The 16,773-nt window shown below is 66.1% G+C and carries 18 protein-coding genes; 11 read left to right on the forward strand and 7 right to left on the reverse strand.

From position 1 onward, the window contains the following. Positions 1–94: 94 nt before the first annotated feature. The 6 genes from ACMO6A_RS08630 to ACMO6A_RS08655 form a co-directional block, all read right to left on the reverse strand. On the reverse strand, positions 95–2,014 hold the full coding sequence (locus tag ACMO6A_RS08630) for a serine/threonine-protein kinase (RefSeq protein ID WP_081434225.1): 1,920 nt from the start codon (positions 2,012–2,014) through the stop codon (positions 95–97). Positions 2,015–2,377: 363 nt separating this feature from the next. Next, a complete protein-coding gene (locus ACMO6A_RS08635; RefSeq protein ID WP_009305354.1) occupies positions 2,378–3,013 on the reverse strand; it encodes an IMPACT family protein in 636 nt (211 codons plus the stop codon). A 222-nt stretch (positions 3,014–3,235) separates the two neighbouring features. Next, entirely contained in the window at positions 3,236–4,426 is a 1,191-nt protein-coding gene (locus ACMO6A_RS08640) for a tyrosine-type recombinase/integrase (RefSeq protein ID WP_147271057.1), read from the reverse strand. Positions 4,427–4,507: 81 nt separating this feature from the next. After that, a complete protein-coding gene (locus tag ACMO6A_RS08645) occupies positions 4,508–4,750 on the reverse strand; it encodes a hypothetical protein (RefSeq protein WP_114526532.1) in 243 nt (80 codons plus the stop codon). Positions 4,751–4,800: 50 nt separating this feature from the next. Continuing rightward, a complete protein-coding gene (locus ACMO6A_RS08650) occupies positions 4,801–5,283 on the reverse strand; it encodes a hypothetical protein (RefSeq protein ID WP_114526530.1) in 483 nt (160 codons plus the stop codon). Between the two features lie 28 nt (positions 5,284–5,311). Further along, positions 5,312–5,986, reverse strand: coding sequence for an XRE family transcriptional regulator (locus ACMO6A_RS08655; protein WP_309421996.1), 675 nt, complete (start codon positions 5,984–5,986; stop codon positions 5,312–5,314). Between the two features lie 114 nt (positions 5,987–6,100). Here ACMO6A_RS08655 and ACMO6A_RS08660 point away from each other — a divergent pair, with 114 nt between their 5' ends. Beyond that, on the forward strand, positions 6,101–6,319 hold the full coding sequence (locus ACMO6A_RS08660) for a hypothetical protein (RefSeq protein ID WP_147271575.1): 219 nt from the start codon (positions 6,101–6,103) through the stop codon (positions 6,317–6,319). Between the two features lie 130 nt (positions 6,320–6,449). Here the strand turns inward: ACMO6A_RS08660 and ACMO6A_RS08665 are convergent, their stop codons facing one another. Next, entirely contained in the window at positions 6,450–6,686 is a 237-nt protein-coding gene (locus tag ACMO6A_RS08665) for a hypothetical protein (protein ID WP_147271058.1), read from the reverse strand. A gap of 102 nt (positions 6,687–6,788) precedes the next feature. On the opposite strand from ACMO6A_RS08665, the gene ACMO6A_RS08670 reads away from it, so the two are divergent. The 10 genes from ACMO6A_RS08670 to ACMO6A_RS08715 form a co-directional block, all read left to right on the forward strand. Next, positions 6,789–7,145 carry a hypothetical protein gene (locus ACMO6A_RS08670; protein ID WP_114526522.1) on the forward strand — a complete coding sequence of 119 codons (357 nt, stop codon included), beginning with the start codon at positions 6,789–6,791 and terminating at the stop codon, positions 7,143–7,145. A 70-nt stretch (positions 7,146–7,215) separates the two neighbouring features. Beyond that, positions 7,216–7,455 carry a helix-turn-helix domain-containing protein gene (locus ACMO6A_RS08675; RefSeq protein WP_114526520.1) on the forward strand — a complete coding sequence of 80 codons (240 nt, stop codon included), beginning with the start codon at positions 7,216–7,218 and terminating at the stop codon, positions 7,453–7,455. 112 nt (positions 7,456–7,567) lie between these two features. Further along, on the forward strand, positions 7,568–7,942 hold the full coding sequence (locus tag ACMO6A_RS08680; protein WP_114526518.1) for a hypothetical protein: 375 nt from the start codon (positions 7,568–7,570) through the stop codon (positions 7,940–7,942). Beyond that, on the forward strand, positions 7,939–8,499 hold the full coding sequence (locus tag ACMO6A_RS08685) for a hypothetical protein (RefSeq protein WP_114526516.1): 561 nt from the start codon (positions 7,939–7,941) through the stop codon (positions 8,497–8,499). The genes ACMO6A_RS08680 and ACMO6A_RS08685 overlap by 4 nt, the downstream gene beginning before the upstream one ends. A gap of 40 nt (positions 8,500–8,539) precedes the next feature. Continuing rightward, positions 8,540–9,820, forward strand: a complete 1,281-nt coding sequence (locus ACMO6A_RS08690; protein ID WP_157011150.1) for a ParB/RepB/Spo0J family partition protein — start codon at positions 8,540–8,542, stop codon at positions 9,818–9,820. A gap of 1 nt (position 9,821) precedes the next feature. Then, positions 9,822–11,201, forward strand: coding sequence for an ATP-binding protein (locus ACMO6A_RS08695; protein ID WP_157011149.1), 1,380 nt, complete (start codon positions 9,822–9,824; stop codon positions 11,199–11,201). Next, positions 11,202–12,404, forward strand: coding sequence for an ATP-binding protein (locus ACMO6A_RS08700; protein WP_418471116.1), 1,203 nt, complete (start codon positions 11,202–11,204; stop codon positions 12,402–12,404). Between the two features lie 14 nt (positions 12,405–12,418). Continuing rightward, on the forward strand, positions 12,419–12,946 hold the full coding sequence (locus ACMO6A_RS08705; RefSeq protein WP_114550733.1) for a DUF669 domain-containing protein: 528 nt from the start codon (positions 12,419–12,421) through the stop codon (positions 12,944–12,946). After that, positions 12,946–14,592, forward strand: a complete 1,647-nt coding sequence (locus ACMO6A_RS08710; RefSeq protein WP_157011352.1) for a DEAD/DEAH box helicase — start codon at positions 12,946–12,948, stop codon at positions 14,590–14,592. The genes ACMO6A_RS08705 and ACMO6A_RS08710 overlap by 1 nt, the downstream gene beginning before the upstream one ends. A 12-nt stretch (positions 14,593–14,604) precedes the next feature. Beyond that, positions 14,605–16,773 (forward strand): AAA family ATPase (locus tag ACMO6A_RS08715; protein WP_418471117.1); only part of this gene is annotated, 2,169 nt, incomplete at its 3' end.

Genomic DNA, 16,773 nt, shown 5'->3' on the forward strand with positions numbered 1-16,773 from the left:
ACGGAGGGGGCCGGCTCGGCAGCATCTCTTGTGTCGGATTCTTGCTCGAAAAATACGACGAGCAATCAAGCGGGGGGGGGCCGCTTTCGCGAGTTTACGCTTCGCCCTCGTAATCTTCCTCGTAGTAATCCGGCTCGGGGACGAGGACGCACATGAGCAGCATCGCCACGATGGGAACGAGCGTGAACACGAGGTTGTTGAAGGACGGCATCCAGGTTGCTTGCCCCGACGCGACCCAAGCGGCCAGGACGATGCCCGCCAGCAGCAGAGCGCTCGCCACGAGCGTGCCCAGCACGGCGAACGCACGCGTCGGGCGCAGGCGGAAGGCCGACAGCGCACCCGTAGCCGCAATCCAGCTGATCACGATGCACCACAGCGCCGGCTGCATCAACAGACTGCCGATGCTGGCCTGCACGTCGAGCCCCGCAGAGAACTGCCAGTTCGTCAGCGCGTCCCAACCAAGCAGGCTGTGCGACCCGCATGCGGCCAACATCACGCTGACCACCAGCGAGAACGCCAGCGCTCCGAACGCGCGCGCAGGCGGCAGGCAGAACCCGGCCACGAGCGGCGTCAGCTGGTTGCAGCCGAACGCCCCGGCAAGCGGCGGCACGAGCGTCGCGTTCGCATCGGCGTCGCCCAAACGCCCGGTGAAGTACCACCAGGCCGCCGTCGCCGCCAGCAGAACGCATCCTGCGGCGGGAGCGTTTCCGGCGATGAGCGCCGCCGATAACGCGAAGTATGCCAACAGCGCGCCGAGATGCGGCTTCAACGCTCCCGCCAACGTCACGAGCGCGAACAGCCCCCAGAACAGCGGGTTGGCGAATCCGCTGGTCTGCGGCAGATTCGCGAACGCCACGAACGCGACCGCCCCGCTGCCCAGCGCGCCCGCCGCATGCGCCGCCACCGTGCGCTGCAGCGGCGTGATGCGCTCGCGGAGCGGCACATACGGAACAGGTGGCGCGGTCTCGGTTTCCTCTTCCTCCTCATCGTCGGCGTGACCGACGATGACGGAGAGCTCGCGCACGCCGCGCTTCGGATCGCCCAGGAACGGCTCCAGCTCCTCCGCGAAATCGGCGACCGTCGCGTAGCGCTCTTCCCGGTCGGGGTCGAGCGCGAAGAAGATCACGTCGTCGACGGCGGGGTCCAGCTCGTCCCAGCACAGCGACGGCAGCACCAGCTCCGCATCTTCGATAACAGCTTCAGCGCGCTCGAGATCGGGTGCCAGAAACGGGTTCTCGCCCGCCAGCATCTCGTACGTCAGCGACGCCAACGCCCATTCGTCGCAGCGCACGTCGAGGTTCTCCTGGCGCATCTGCTCCAGGGGCATGTACCCGATGGTTCCTCCGCCGGCCGCGCCGTAGCCGGACGCGTCGGCCAGCGTGGCCAGGCCGAAATCGGTGACTTTCACCTGGCCTTGATGGTTGATCAGCACGTTGTCGGGCTTGATGTCGAGGTGCAGCACCTGGTTGGCGTGCGCCACCTCCAACGCGTGAGACACCGACGCGAACACGGCAGCCACCACATCCAATGTGAGACGGTCGGCGTGACGATGCAGCAGCTCGGTGAGCGTGACGCCTTCGACGTACTCCATGATGAGGTAGGCGGTGGACTCCTGCACCTCGAAATCGTACACCGCGACGATGCTCGCATCCGACAGCATTGCCGCGGTGCGCGCCTCGTCCAAGCCGGGAACGTGCGCGAGAGAATGTACCAGCGGCCCGTCGCCTACCAGGTCAAACACCGAAGTCGCATCCCCTTCGGCTTCGTCGGCATCGTTGAAAACGGGATCGTCTTCCCAGGGAAGCGGCTCGTGCTGCGGCGCGCGCTGCGCGACGGCGTTCGCCCCTGGAAGCGCCGCGCGCGCGGCGTCCACCTCATCCAGCTCGATGCATTTGATGGCCACCTTGCGTTGGATGCGCGTGTCCCACGCCACCCGCACGGTGCCGAAGCCGCCGGCTTTCGCTTCGCCGATGGGTCGATACCGGTTCAATATGAGCTGTCGATCGCGTGCCATGCGCCTATTATAGGGCAGGCGGCCGCAGATGCCCACGCGAGCTGCCGCAACGCATGCCTTGCGCAAAAACCTTAACCCCTATGTGCAGCAAAATCGAGTTTTTGGCAGTGATCGCTCGCATTCGCCGGCTCCAAAAGCACGCGGAAGAGCCCTGGCAAGCCGTCAGCGAAAGAAACCGCAGGTCGCGTTTTGCCCATGTCGCTTGAGAATCAAGCAAGACTGCCAAAAGCTCGATTTTGCTGCACATAGCGCTGAAGAATTATGCGACAGCGAGGGCGACAAGCAGCGAGCAGCGAGCAGCGAGCAGCGAGCACATCATAGCGCAAGCAACTGCGCCTCGCTCCGCCCCAACAGCCGCGAGACTCAGAACGCAGCCTCGAGAGGCTCGCTCACGCGCACGCGCTCCTGGCCGCGTTCAAGCTCGGTGATCTTGAGCAGCAGGGGCTCCTGCGTGCCGTCGAGCATGCGCAGGCGCAGGGTGACCGCATCGTCGTACACGGTATCGAGCACTTTCGCACCGCAGTCCGACGCAATGCGCACGAGCTGGTCGTACTTGCCGTACGCCGCTCGCACTTCGATGTCCACGCACCGCGACACCACCACCAGCTCCGCCGCCTCGATGCCCGCCTGCGTGGCCTGCGTGTACGCGCGCACGAGGCCGCCCGTGCCCAGCAGCACCCCACCGAAATAGCGCGTGACCACCGTGATCACGTCGGTCAGCCCCGCGTGCTGGATCACCTCGAGCGTGGGAAGCCCCGCCGTCTTCTGAGGCTCGCCGTCGTCGGAATAGCGCACGCGCCCTTGCACGCCCGCGCCGCCCTCGCGCAGCACGTAGGCGTACACGTTGTGGCGCGCCATGCGGTTGGCCGCGCGGATCTCCTCGAGGAACGCCAGCGCTTCATCCTCGGTTTCGACATGCGCCAAACTAGCGATGAAGCGGCTCTTCTTCTCCTCGATCTCGGCGGTCGCCCGCCCCGCTATGGTGGTGTAGGAAGTCATGGGGAAAGTGTAGCAGACGCATAGCAGGGCAGCAAAAAACCCGCCGAAGCGGGTTTCTCAATTCAGATGGTGCGGGCGAGAGGACTTGAACCTCCATGGGGTTTGCCATTCGTAAAACCTCACGCACTCAAAAACCGTTTCCGCACGTCAGAGGCAACCCACCGAACTGCTGATGTTTCACCGCACTGTTTTTTGGTATACCATTTGGTATACCAGATTCGTTTAGTCATCTAATCCAAACATGAAATCGCCCACCGCTTTCATCGCCGACACTTTGTTCTCGGGAACCGTATGCGCGTACACGTTTTCCAGCATCTGCGTGCCGGAGTGCCCCATGAGGTCGGCGGCGGTGATCATGTCCGTCCCCTTCGACACGACGTACGTGGCGAAAGTGTGCCGCAGCTCGTGGAGCCCCACCCCGTCGAGCCCGTGTTCATCGCGCCAGGATCGCCACCAGCGCGCGAAATTCTCGGGATGCATGCGCCCTCCGACGGAATTGGTGACGACGGGCGTCGATGCGTCCTGGACGATCCGCAGGCGCTTCAGCTTCGCACGCTGCACCGCCCTCCAAGCAGCCAAGCATTCCTGCACCTTCGGATGGATGGGCATGGAGCGCTTCCGGTGCTTGGTCTTGGTGTTTGCGAGCCCCGGATCATCGACGTTGCGCACCTTCGAGATCGATAGAACCTCGTCCGACACATCCCTCCACGACAGACCCAGCAGCTCCTCGCGAGACAGCCCGCACGTCACGGCCAGCAAAACGCCGATCTTCCGGGCTTCCGGCTCCCCGCCCGCGAGCTCGACCATGAGCGAGCGGAGCGTTTCCACGGACAGGGCCTGCTTCTCGTCTGTGTCGACCTTCGGCTTGTCGACGCCGGAGCAGGGGTTCTCCAGGATGATCCTCCGCTTGACGGCCATATCCATGACGGCCGAAAGGGCGACCGCGATGCCCCGCGCCGTGGTGCCGGACAAGGGCTCGCCGGACAGGCTCGAGGATCCCGTCCTCATAGCGGCGTAAAACCTCATGACATCGTCAGGGCCCACATCCGCGACCTTCGCCTGGCCGAACCATGCAGAGATCGTCTTGGCCCGAACCTTGTCCTTTCGGCACGTTCCGGCGGCCAAGGCGCCGGACTGCACGAGCATCTCGCGCGACTCGATCCAATCCTGGACCAGCGCGGCCATCCTCTCGCCGCCGCCGTCAGGCCCGTTCTCGACTTCGATCAGAAACTCGCGCAACGCCGCCTGGGCTTCGGTATAGGTTCCGCAAACCCTCTTGGTCCTCGGCGGAAGCCGCTTTTTCGTGATGGGATCTCTGCCCATGCTGATGACGATGCGCCACCTTCTGCAGCGCGCCCTGGACTTGCCGCTGTCGAGCTGGACGATAGATCCACCGCCCCTGGCCTTGCCCATGGTATACTTCACCTTGCCTTTCCATCAGGTTAGGTTGCAGCCCCGCCACCGGTCGCCAAACTAGAGCGGGGCTGCGCTATGTTATTCGTCTTTCTTGAATCCGGGCCAGGCGTACGGGTCGAACTCGCGCCAAAGATGATCTTCGGACAGGTCTCGCTTGCATATCGGGCAAACCTTGATCTGGTTCGACATGACCGTGGAGCTCGATCCGCATTCGCATTCGCTGCGCACCACCAAGCGCCCCGCCTCGATCCACACCTCAGCGCCTGATCCTGCCTTATCTTTATTGATCAGCCTTCTGCCGTCTTCGCAGTATTCGCACATTGCGCTCTCCTGTTTCCGCAAGATCGTCGAAGTCGATCCGCCCGTCTGTTTTATTCACGCTCCATCTTCACGGTGGTCGTAGTTCCCATAGCCGATGCTTCGTAGCTCAAAACTCCGTTCTCGTATTTGAACGCTTTCGTCGCATCGCTTGAAGCCAGCATCGCCTTGTCCGTCTGCTCGGTATCATTGGCAGATTCCCAGCTGTAGCTGTCGGTCTCCTCTGTCGGAGCAACGTAGGAGCCAGCCCAATAAAGCGATTTGGTATCTCCTCCGTTGGACACCCAATTGATCGTGATGGTTTCACCCGAAATTGTAGCGATCTGGTAGCTGTCCTCGGAGTTCTTATTAGACTGCGTCCACTCACCCGTCAGATCGAGCGGCTGCGCCTTCTCTTCCTGCTTCGGCTGCTCCTGAGCCGTCGTCGGCTGATCGGATCCACCCTCCGGCTTCTCAGGCGACCCGCATCCAGCAAGGGTCAATGCAAGCGCTCCAGCGCAACCGACAACGGCAACCTTTCCTACTATCCTCTTCATTTTTCATCTTCCTTTCGTCTGGAACTCTCTAAAACTTAATCGGTTTCGCTGGAAGCGTCTTCCAAAAAATCTCGCCGATGAGGTGCACGGGCGGCGAAGCCGGATCCTTTGTGTTGATGGCTATGTCCGGGTACTCGTCGGCCATGGTGCTCTCTGCATGCAAGACGATGGTGTTGCCGGCGAAGAATACGCGCTTTATCGTCGCCTCGTCCCCGTTGACGCCGACCAACGCCACGCTCCCGTCGCGCACCTCCATATCGGGATCGCAAATCGCGATCTCGTCGTCGCGAAATACAAGATCCATGCTTGACCCCGCCGGCTTGACTCCGAAAGCGCGAGGGTGGCTCTCCGCGAACTCGTCGGGGATGGTAACCGCCTCGCCGTGCTGCTCGTACACCTCTCGCCACTCTCCTGCTGCAGCATTACCCAGCATTGGGACAACGTGGTACGAGTAAGCAGGCTTAATGGTTGGTATGCCGACACGCCCATGTTCCTTTGCGGCGAGTCCAAAAGCATCCGAAACAATATCGTCACGTTCTAAACCAAAATACTCAACCATTCTATTGATTGGCTCCTCGCGCGGCATCGCTCCATGACGCCATCGAGATACAGTAGGAGGCTGGACGCCAGCAATTCTCGCGAGGCTTTCAGCTGTAATGTCGAACTTTACAAGCAAGGCGTCTATGTTCTCAGCAACACCCATTTCATACCACCTTTCGTTAAATGCATTTTACCATGCGTTAGATACATTTAAATAATTTTATATTGCGTTTAACGTATTGTAATGATAAGCTGCTTTCGTTGAAAGGAGGTGGTCATGCCCGTCATTGGAAAGTTCGAGGCAGCGCGAAAGGCATCGGGACTATCATCGGAAAAAGCTGCTACTATCTGCCATATTGCAAAGCCAACCTATCTAGAAAGAGAGCGAAATCCTTCTACCTGGCGCCTTGGGGAATTGGATTTGCTCTATCGAGAAATGTCCGATGTTGCTAAACCGATTCTTTTGGAAGCTGTCAACGATATTTTTTTGCACTAGAAGTTACTTTTAACGTAATGAACTTTGAGAATCGAATAGCCCGGAAGGCGGCAGCCGAAAGGAGCCGCCATGGGATCAATAGAGAGGATTCGCGCGGGCAAGCGTGGCATCGAGCACCCGCGCACAATCCCTACCCCCGTTGCTCCAGCTGAACGCAAAGCCACTCATGGTACAGCCCCAGTATCCCCAGAACCGTCGGGGTCGCAAAAGCTGAAGCCATCCGTGCATCTTGCAGCGAAGATGATTCAGGCCGCTCGCCTCCCAGAGCAATTTGAGAAAGGCGAACAGCAGCCTCGCTGTCGTTCATAACCGAATCGCTCAGCTGATCGATGTCGATATGATCGAGAAACGATTGAAAGCTCTCCATCAAAATCACCCCCTCTCGCAAGCCAAGCCGCATCGTACCACGCTGCCGTCCTCCGGGTTATTCGAAACGCGAAGTTCGCCGATCAGCGAAAGGAGGTGAATCATGACGACACCGAGGAAATACCCGACCCTCGCCGAGTTCGAGGATCTCAAAGAGGCCGTTGCGCGCATCGAGGCGCGGCTGTCCAGCAAGCCCGAGAGGTCGTCCGTGATAGTCGACGCCGTCGAGGCGTGCGAGCGCATCGGGATCGTCGACGCGTACGGGACGCCCGTCGCGGTGGGCGACGAGATCGGCACGCTGGAGGGCGGCGCCGGCCGCGAGGTTCGCGAGATCGTCCTGCGCAAGGCGACCGGATCCTGCAAGGCCACCCTGCACGCCGCGTGCGCGGACGGAAGCTCCGTCACCGCCGTGGACATGCGCCTGCCGGGCTACGTGGTGACGAAAAAGGCCACGGCGTAAAGCCATGGCCGCAGACAATCGCGGGCGGCAATCCCTGCCAGGAACGCCCGCATGAAGGAAAGGATATCACATGGAACCGGAAGCAACGGCGAGCCCAGGGCTTGCCGGCAAGATCGAGCATGATCTGTCGGGATACGATGCCGTCATGACCCCGGACGAGGTGTCCCGCGTGCTTCACGTCACGCCGAAGTGCATCCGCGACATGTGCGCGAGCGGGAAGCTCGTCGCCGTTAAGGTCGGCAAGCTGTGGAGGATCCCGAAGCCGGCGCTCGTGGAGTACATGTCCGGCAGCCAGGCGGGGATCGCATGAGGTTGAGCAACAAAGAGCGCGCGGAACTGTGCTTCGCGGCCGTCGTCCCGTGCGCCGTCTACCTGCTGATCGCCCTCGCCGCCCACGGCATCTCCCAGGGCTGGTGGTAGGCATGGAGCGCAACCCCGCCGTGCAGACCGCCGAGGAGGCCGTCGCCTGGGCCAAGAGGCCGTCCATGGTCAACCCCGCCGTCACCAACTACGACGCGCTCAAGCTCGACGTGCAGCGCATCGTCCGCACGACCGACGCCGGCACCCCCGTGGTCACGATGGTCTCCGTGCCCATGGCCATGGCGCATTGGGCGTGTCTGAGCCGCATGCTCGTCATGGACGAGCCGTCCCTGGCATGGCGCATCCACCCGCAGTACGTCGAGGCGCTCGACAGCCAGGCGGGCACCGCATGGCTGCAGATCATGTTCGCCGACGTCACGGGGCGCCGCCCCGAGGCGCGCAGCTGGCGGCACGCGAAGGGCGCGGTCGCGCGATGACGCGCAAGGGCTCGGCCCAGAGGCCGTGGACGACCGACGAGATCGACCGGCTGCGCGACATGGCCGGCAGGCTCCCGCGCCGCGACATCTGCCGCGAGCTCAAGCGCTCGAGCGGAGCCGTCAAGATGGCCGCCAAGCGCCTGGGCCTGTCTCTGAGGTGCTGCCGCACCCGGCTCGTATGGTGCGACGAGTGCGCCGGATGGCGCTCCGCCGTCGACAAGAACGGCCGATGCCGCGTCTGCCGGATGCGCGAGCAGCTCGCAGGCCGCGAGGCGGCGTGCGTCGAGGTGTACGCATCGATGACCCCTCGGCAAAGGGCCGCCTACGACGACCAGGAGGCCAAGCGCGGCACGCGCCCCTCGTCCCTCGGCCCCAGGCCGAAGAGGCGCGAGAGCTGCCCCGTGAGCCGCTACGAGCGGGACAAGGCCGAGACGGCCTACCTGCTCGCCCTGGAGGAGTGGGAGCACCGCAGGCTGCTGCTGCCCTACAACGCGGCGAAGACCAGGCTCAAACGGATGAGAGAGGTCTTGGGCACCAATCCCAGAAAATCGAAATGAGTGTTACTTTTCAACGTTTTACCTAGTCAGAGGAGGATATATGGAATTACGCGAGATCGGCATAGACGACGTGTACCCCGACGAGAAGAATCCGCGCAAGGACTTCGGCGACATCGCCGCGCTCGCGGAGAGCTGCATGCTCAACGCGCTCAACCCCGGCGAGCCGGTGAACCCCATCGTGGTCGTCGAGGACGGCGGGATCTACCGCATCGTCGACGGCGAGCGCCGCTACAAGGCCATGTGCAAGAACAAGCTCGCCCGCTGCCATGCCGTCGTATGCGACGACATGGACGAGGCGAACGCGATGGTCGCCATGGTGGCCACGGACGACAAGCGCCCTCTGACCGACGTGGAGCGAAGCCGGGGCGTGCAGCAGATGCTGCTGCTCGGCGTGGATCCCGAGCGCGTGGAGCGCGCCGGGCGCATGCCGAAGGGCGCCGCCGCCAAGCTGCGCCGCGCCCGCGCCGCCGTGGACGACGCCGGCGACGACATGACCATCGACCGCATGCTGGCCATCGCCGAGTTCGAGGAGCTCGGCGAGGGCGCCGCCGTCGAGAAGCTGACGAGCTGCCGCGAGGGGGAATGGCGCGACGTCGCGAAAGCCGAGCGGCAGCGGATGCAGCGCGACGAGCGCCGCGCCGCGCTCGTCCGCGCATGCGAGGACGCGGGAGTCGCGATCTCGGAGAAGCGCCTGTACAGCCAGGATGGGTGGTCGTGGTGCGAGGACGTGAAGGATCCCGACGCCCTCGCGCAGGCGGTCGCCGGGATCGACGGCTGCGCCGCGTACATCCTCGAATCCGGAACGGGACCTGCGATCGAGATCTGCAAGCCCGTCTCCGCCGACGAGGAGAGGGTCGATCCGGAGCAAGTGGAGCGGAAGCGCCGCGTCGACGAGGTCGAGGAGTCGATCGAAGCCGCGAAGGCCGCGCACCTGGCCTGGTTCCACGCACACATCGAAGACCTCGGGTCCATGCCCTGCGTCATGGAGGTGGTCGAGGACGCGGCGCTGTCCGGATACGGCGGCATCGGCGAGAAGGTGAGCAAGTTCGAGAGTGCGACCGGCACCGAGGTCGACGGCATGTTCTGCCCCCGGCTGGCAGCCTACGGCTACATGATGGCCGCCGACAATGCTGAGCTGCATCCGTGGATCTCCGATGCCCTCGTGGACGGCAGGTGCCCATGCTACGCGTCGAACGTCGAGCGCTTCCTCGACTGGCTCGCCGCCTTGGCAGCCGACGGATACGAGCCGACCGCGGCAGACATCGATCTGAAGAGCCTGTGCGAGTCCGCGCTGGCGCACAACGAAGACGAGGAGGAGTAGCATGACCGTGAAGATCAACAGCCTGGAGGTCGAGAACGTCAAGCGCGTCAAGGCGGTGGCGCTGGAGCCGGCCGAGAGCGGGCTCACCGTCATCGGCGGGCGCAACGGCCAGGGCAAGACCAGCGTGCTCGACGCCATCGCCTGGGCGCTGGGAGGCGACCGCAAGCGCCCGAGCGAGGCCAAGCGCGCGGGCAGCGCGACCGACCCGCACCTCAAGGTGCAGCTGTCCAACGGCATCGTGGTGGAGCGCAAGGGCAAGGCCGGCTCCCTCAAGGTGACCGACCCCGAAGGGCGCAAGGGCGGCCAGCAGCTGCTGGACTCGTTCGTGGGTTCGCTGGCGCTCGACCTGCCCAAGTTCCTGGCGATGTCGGACAAGGACAAGGCCAAGACGCTGCTCGAGATCATCGGCGTGGGCGACGAGCTGGCGCGGTTGGAGCTAGAGGAGCAGACCCTCTACAACCGGCGCACCGGCATCGGGCAGATGCGCGACCAGAAGAAGGGCGCGGCCGCCGACATGCCCATGCACCCCGACGCGCCCGCCGAACCCGTGAGCGCCATGGAGCTGATCCAGGCGCAGCAGGAGATCCTCGCCCGCAACGGCGAGAACCAGCGCAAGCGCCAGGAGGCGCACAACATCGAGGCCAGGTGCGATCAGATGCGCGACAAGCTCGCCGACCTGACGCGCCGTATCGACGAGCTCAAGTCGGAGCGCGCCGCGCTCAACGTCGAGTACCTCAAGTCGGTCGAGGACTTCGGCGTCGCGAGCAAGACCGCCGAGCAGCTGCAGGACGAGTCGACCGCCGAGATCGAGGCGCAGCTGGAGCGGATCGAGGCGGTCAACGCCAAGGTGCGCGACAACCAGCGCCGCGCGGACGCCGAGCGCGAGGCCGAGGAGCTGGCCGAGCAGTACGACGACATGACCGAGCGGATCGAGGCCGTGCGCGCGTCCAAGATGGCGCTGCTCGACGGGGCCGACCTGCCGCTGCCTGGCCTCGTCGTGGAGAACGGGCTGCTCGCCTACGAAGGGCGCCGATGGGACTGCATGAGCGGGTCCGAGCAGCTGCGCGTCGCCACCGCGATCGTGCGCAAGCTCAAGCCGGAGTGCGGGTTCGTGCTGGTGGACAAGCTGGAGCAGATGGACGCCGATACCATGCGCGAGTTCGGCGAGTGGGCCGAGGGCGAGGGCCTGCAGGTGATCGCCACCCGCGTGTCCACCGGCGGCGAGTGCTCAATCGTCATCGAGGACGGCTACGGCGGCGCGGAACTCGGACAGGCGGCCGAGCGCGCTCCCGAGTTCGCCGACGCCCCGACCGTCCGGACGGACGCGAACGAGCCGGCGCGCGTCCCGATCCTCCTCCCAGCCGACAAGTGGGTGATGTAGATGGCGCTCAACATCACGCGCGGCGCCGTGCAGAAGGCGCAGAAGGTGATCGTGTACGGGCCGGAGGGCGTGGGCAAGACGTCCTTCGCGGCGAAGTTCCCCGACCCGCTCTTCATCGACACCGAGGGCAGCACGGAGCACTACGACGTCGCCCGCACGGAGGCGCCGCGGAGCTGGACCATGTTGCTGGACCAGGTGCGCGAGGTCAAGGCGACCAGGCCCTGCGCGACCCTCGTGATCGACACGGCCGACTGGGCTGAGCAGCTGGCGATCCGCCACGTCTGCTCGGAGAAATCGTGGAAGAGCATCGAGGATCCCGGATACGGCAAGGGCTACACGTTCGTCGTCGAGGAGTTCGGCAAGCTCCTCAACCTGCTCTCCGACGTGGCCGAGGGCGGGATCAACGTGGTGCTCACGGCGCATGCCGCGGTCCGCAAGTTCGACCAGCCGGACGAGGCCGCGAGCTACAACCGGTGGGCTCTCGCGCTCATCGACGCGGCCAAGATGTCCGACGCCGCGAAGGCCAAGGAGTGGGCCGACGCCGTGCTGTTCGCCAACTACGAGACGATCGTCGAGGTCGTCGGCGAGGGCAAGGGCGCGAAGGGCAAGGCGCGCGGCGGGCAGAAGCGCGTGCTGCACGCCCAGCACCACGCCTGCTGGGACGCGAAGAACCGCTGGGGCCTGCCGCCCCAGGTGCCGCTCGACTACGCGCAGATCGCCGCGTTCGTCCCGGCCGCCCCGGCCGCGCCCGGGGCCCGGGCGGCGAGCGCGGCCGTCCCCGCACGCCCGGCGGCCCCGGCAGCGCCGCCCGCGAAGACCGCCCCCGCCGCGCCGCCGGCCCCCGCAGCCGCGGTCCCTGCCCCGGCGGCGCCGGCTGCGCCGAAGCCGGTGCAGAGCATCGTGTTCGAGGACGACGGCAGCGTCGTGAGCGACACGGCGAAATCCAAGGCGGCCGGCCTGCCCGACTTCTGGGCTCCCGCGCTGCAGCTGATGGAGCGCGACGGCGTGAGCGTCGAGGAGATACGCGCCATGAGCGCGGCGAAGGGGTTCTTCTCGGCCGATACCCCGGCCGAGAACTACCCGGAGGACTACGTGCTCGGCGGCATCGTCGCGCAGTGGGACAAGTGCGTGGCCAACATCGAGGCGATGCGCGAGGAAGCGGAGCCCGTGCCGTTCGGCGCTCCGGACATGACCAAGATCTAAGAGAGGACTGAAACATGGCAGAGAACGACAAGGGCCAGGCGCTCGACTGGGACGTGACCGAGGTCGTGGACGACGGAGGGTTCACCCTGTTGCCCGCAGGTACGTACGCCTTCGAGGTGGCCAAGATCGAGCGAGAGCGCTTCGAGGGCTCCGACAAGATGGAGGCGTGCCCGCGCGCGAAGGTGACCCTCAACGTGTGGACGAGCCAGGGCTGGGCGCCCGTCGTCGACCGGCTCATGCTCAACACCAAGATGGCATGGCGGATCGCCCGCTTCTTCGAAGGGCTGGGCTTCGACCGCGACCCCCAGACCGGCAGCGTGAAGATCGACTGGAACGCGGCCGTCGGCAAGCAGGGATACGTCAAGATCAAGGTGCGCGACTACCAGTCCAACGGCGAGACCCGGCAGGCGAACGACATAGACGCGTACCTCAAGCCGTGCGAATGGCCGACGGAGCAGCAGGCCGCCGCGCCCGAGCAGACGAGCCTGCCGGTCGCCCCGCAGCAAGCGGCTCCGCGCCCGCACTCGTCCTACGAGATGTGATGGGCGCGGTCGATCTGAGGCCGTACCAGGAGGAGGCGCGCAGGGCGGTAGAGCGCGAGTGGGACGAGGGGCGCGCCAAGACGCTTCTCGTCCTCCCCACCGGGTGCGGCAAGACCATCGTGTTCGCGATGGTGGCCAAGGACGTGGTGGACGGGGGCGGGCGCGTGCTCGTCCTCGCCCACCGGGGCGAGCTGCTCGACCAGGCGGCCGACAAGATCGGCAAGGCGACGGGCCTCGGCTGCAGCGTGGAGAAGGCCGAGCGCACGAGCGTCGGCGAGTGGTTCCGCGTGACCGTCGGCAGCGTGCAGACGATGATGCGGCCGTCGCGCCTCGATAGGTTCCCGCGGGACTGGTTCGACGCGATCATCGTTGACGAGGCGCACCACGCGCTGTCCGCCAGCTACCAGGCGGTGCTCGACCATTTCGACGCCGCCGACGTGCTCGGCGTGACCGCCACGCCCGACCGGGGAGACCGCCGGGACCTGGGCGCCTACTTCGACTCGATCGCCTACGAGTACACGCTTCCGCGCGCCATCAAGGAGGGCTACCTCTGCCCCATCAAGGCGCAGACGGTGCCGCTGGCCATCGACCTGGCCGCAGTGCGCACGCAGTCGGGCGACTACTCGGCCGGCGACCTCGGCACGGCGCTCGACCCGTACCTGGAGCGCATCGCCGACGAGATGCTGGCGGCTGGGTGTACGGAGCGCAAGACGGTGGTCTTCCTCCCGCTCGTCAAGACGTCGCAGAAGTTCCGCGGGATCCTGGAGGCCAAGGGCTTCCGCGCGATGGAGGTCAACGGCGAGAGCGCCGACCGCGCCGAGACGCTCGCGGCCTTCGACGCGGCCGGCGGCGGCGCCGTGCTCTGCAACTCGATGCTGCTCACCGAGGGCTGGGACTGCCCGAGCGTGGACTGCGTGGTGGTGCTGAGGCCGACCAAGGTGCGCTCGCTGTACTGCCAGATGGTCGGGCGAGGCACGCGCCTGAGCCCCGAGACCGGTAAGACGGAGCTGCTGCTGCTCGACTTCCTGTGGCACGTCGAGCGCCACGAGCTGTGCCGCCCTGCGCACCTGATCGCCGAAAGCGAGGACGTGGCCCGCGCCATGACCGAGCGCCTGGAGCAGGCCGGCTGCCCCGAGGACCTGGAGGAGGTCGAGCGCGAGGCCGCCAAGGACGTGGTGGAGGAGCGCGAGCGGGCGCTCGCCGAGCAGCTGGAGTCCATGCGGAAGCGCAAGCGCAAGCTGGTGGACCCGCTGCAGTTCGAGATGTCGATAGCGTCCGAGGACCTGACCGGCTACGTTCCCCAGTTCGCCTGGGAGATGGCACCGGCGAGCGACGCGCAGAAGGCGGCGCTGGAGAAGGCCGGCATCTGCCCCGACGAGATCGGGTGCGCAGGCAAGGCGTCGCTCTTGATGGACAAGATAGCCAAGCGCCGGGCGGAGGGCCTGGCGACCCCGAAGCAGATCAGGCAGCTGGAGGGACGCGGGTTCCGCCGCGTCGGCGAGTGGACGATGGACCAGGCGTCGGCGCTCATCAGCCGCATCGCCGCCAACGGATGGCGCACTCCGGCGAGCATCGACCCGGCGACGTACGAGCCGAGCCGGGAAGCGCGCGCGGCGCGCGTCCCGACGCTCCGGCTCGGAGCCTAAAGAGGAGGACGGATGACCGAAGGATACGATCTGGAGGAGTGCCTTGCGGCGGTCGACCCCGCCGCGTGCAGCTACGAGGAGTGGCTGCACGCGGGCATGGCCCTGCACGCCGAGGGGATGCCGCTGGCGCTCTGGGACGACTGGAGCCGGCGCGACGCGGCTCGCTACAAGGACGGCGAGTGCGCGCGGAAGTGGAGGGGCTTCGGCCGCGGGCCGGACGAGGTCAAGGGCGGCACGCTCGTGCAGATGGCGCGCGACGCGGGATGGTCGCCCGCCTGGGACAAGGGAGAGGCTTTCGGCTGGGACGTGACCGAGGTCCAGGGCGGGCCGTCCGCGCCGGGACGCATCGTCGACCCGACGTGGGTGGAGAGCGCCGAGCTCGCGGAGCCGGGCGAGGAATGGCGGGGGTCGGACGACCTGATAGCCTACCTGGAGGCCCTGTTCGACCCCGGCGAGGTCGTGGGCTACGTGGTCGAGTCGTGGGACAACGAGGGCAGGCGCGTGCCGTCGGGCAAGGGGCCGCACACCGAGACGGCGGGCGAGATCGTCGAGCGCGTGCGGAAGTACGGCGACGACCTGGCCTCGTCCATCGGCTGGAACGACGAGGACGGCGGCGCGTGGATCCGGTTCAACCCGCTCGACGGCAACGGCGTGCGCAACGACAACGTGGCGGAGTACCGCTACGCGCTCGTCGAGAGCGACGACATGTCGGTCGGCCGCCAGCTCGCCATCATGCGGGAGCTGGAGCTGCCGGCGGCGGCCATCGTGCACAGCGGTGGCAAGAGCGTGCACGCCGTCGTGCACGTGGACGCCAAGGACTACGACGAGTACCGCAAGCGCGTCGACCTGCTCTACTCGACGTGCCGAGAGAACGGGCTTAAGGTAGACGTCCAGAACAAGAACCCGAGCCGCCTGTCCAGGATGCCGGGCGTGACGCGCGCCGGGCGCAAGCAGTGGCTCGTGGCGACCGACGCGGGAAAGGCTTCGTGGGCCGAGTGGCGCGAGTGGATCGACGAGCAGAACGACGACCTGCCCGACCCCGAGAGCCTGGCCGACTGCTGGGACGCGCTGCCGGAGCTGTCCCCTCCCCTGATCGAGGGGGTGCTGCGCCAGGGCCACAAGATGATGCTGGGCGGCCCCAGCAAGGCCGGAAAGTCGTTCGCGCTCATCGAGCTGTGCGTGTCGATCGCCGAGGGCGTGCCGTGGCTGGGGTTCGGTTGTGCGCAGGGCCGCGTGCTCTACGTCAACCTGGAGCTGGACAGGGCGAGCTGCCTGCACCGCTTCCGCGACGTCTACGGGGCCATGGGCGTCGAGCCGGCGAACCTGGCCAGCATCGACGTGTGGAACCTGCGCGGGAAGAGCAAGCCCATGGACCAGCTGGCGCCGTCGCTCATCCGGCGCGCGCTCAAGACGCGGCCCATCGCGGTGGTGATCGACCCGATTTACAAGGTGATCACCGGCGACGAGAACTCGGCCGACCAGATGGCCGCGTTCTGCAACCAGTTCGACCGCGTGGCCACGGAGCTGGGCTGCGCCGTCGTGTACTGCCACCACCACTCCAAGGGCAGCCAGGGCTCCAAGCGCTCCATGGACCGCGTGAGCGGGTCCGGCGTGTTCGCCCGCGACCCCGACGCGCTGCTCGACATGATCGAGCTCGAGCAGACCGACGCGCTGCGCCAGCAGCAGGAGGACGCGGCCGTGTGCGCGGCGCTGGAGCGCGTCATGGCCGACGTCGGGCCGGACGGATGGCGGGACGTGATCGGCGACGACGACCGGCTCACGGCCAAGCGGTTCCTGGAGGGCGCGCGGGCGCTGCTCGACCGGCAGGGCGAGGCCGCCATGCTGGAGGCCGTTCACGCGGCCCGCGAGGCGGCCAAGGCCCGCACGGCGTGGCGCATCGAGGGCACGCTGCGCGAGTTCCCGCGCTTCGATCCGCTGAACCTGTGGTTCGACTACCCGGTGCACCGCCCCGACTCGACGGGCGCGCTTTCAGACGTTGAACCGGAGGGCGAGGCGCCGCCGTGGAAGCGCAACCTGGCCAAGAAGCGCACGCCCGAGGAGCGCAAGAAGGAGCGCAAGGCGGCCTTCGACGAGGCGTTCGCGGCGTGCGATACGGGCTCCGGCGTGACCGTCAAGGACGTCGCCGAGTACCTCGGCGTGACGGAGAAGACGGTGCGCAAC

The organism is Eggerthella sp., assembly GCF_048329335.1.
GTDB lineage: Bacteria > Actinomycetota > Coriobacteriia > Coriobacteriales > Eggerthellaceae > Eggerthella > Eggerthella lenta.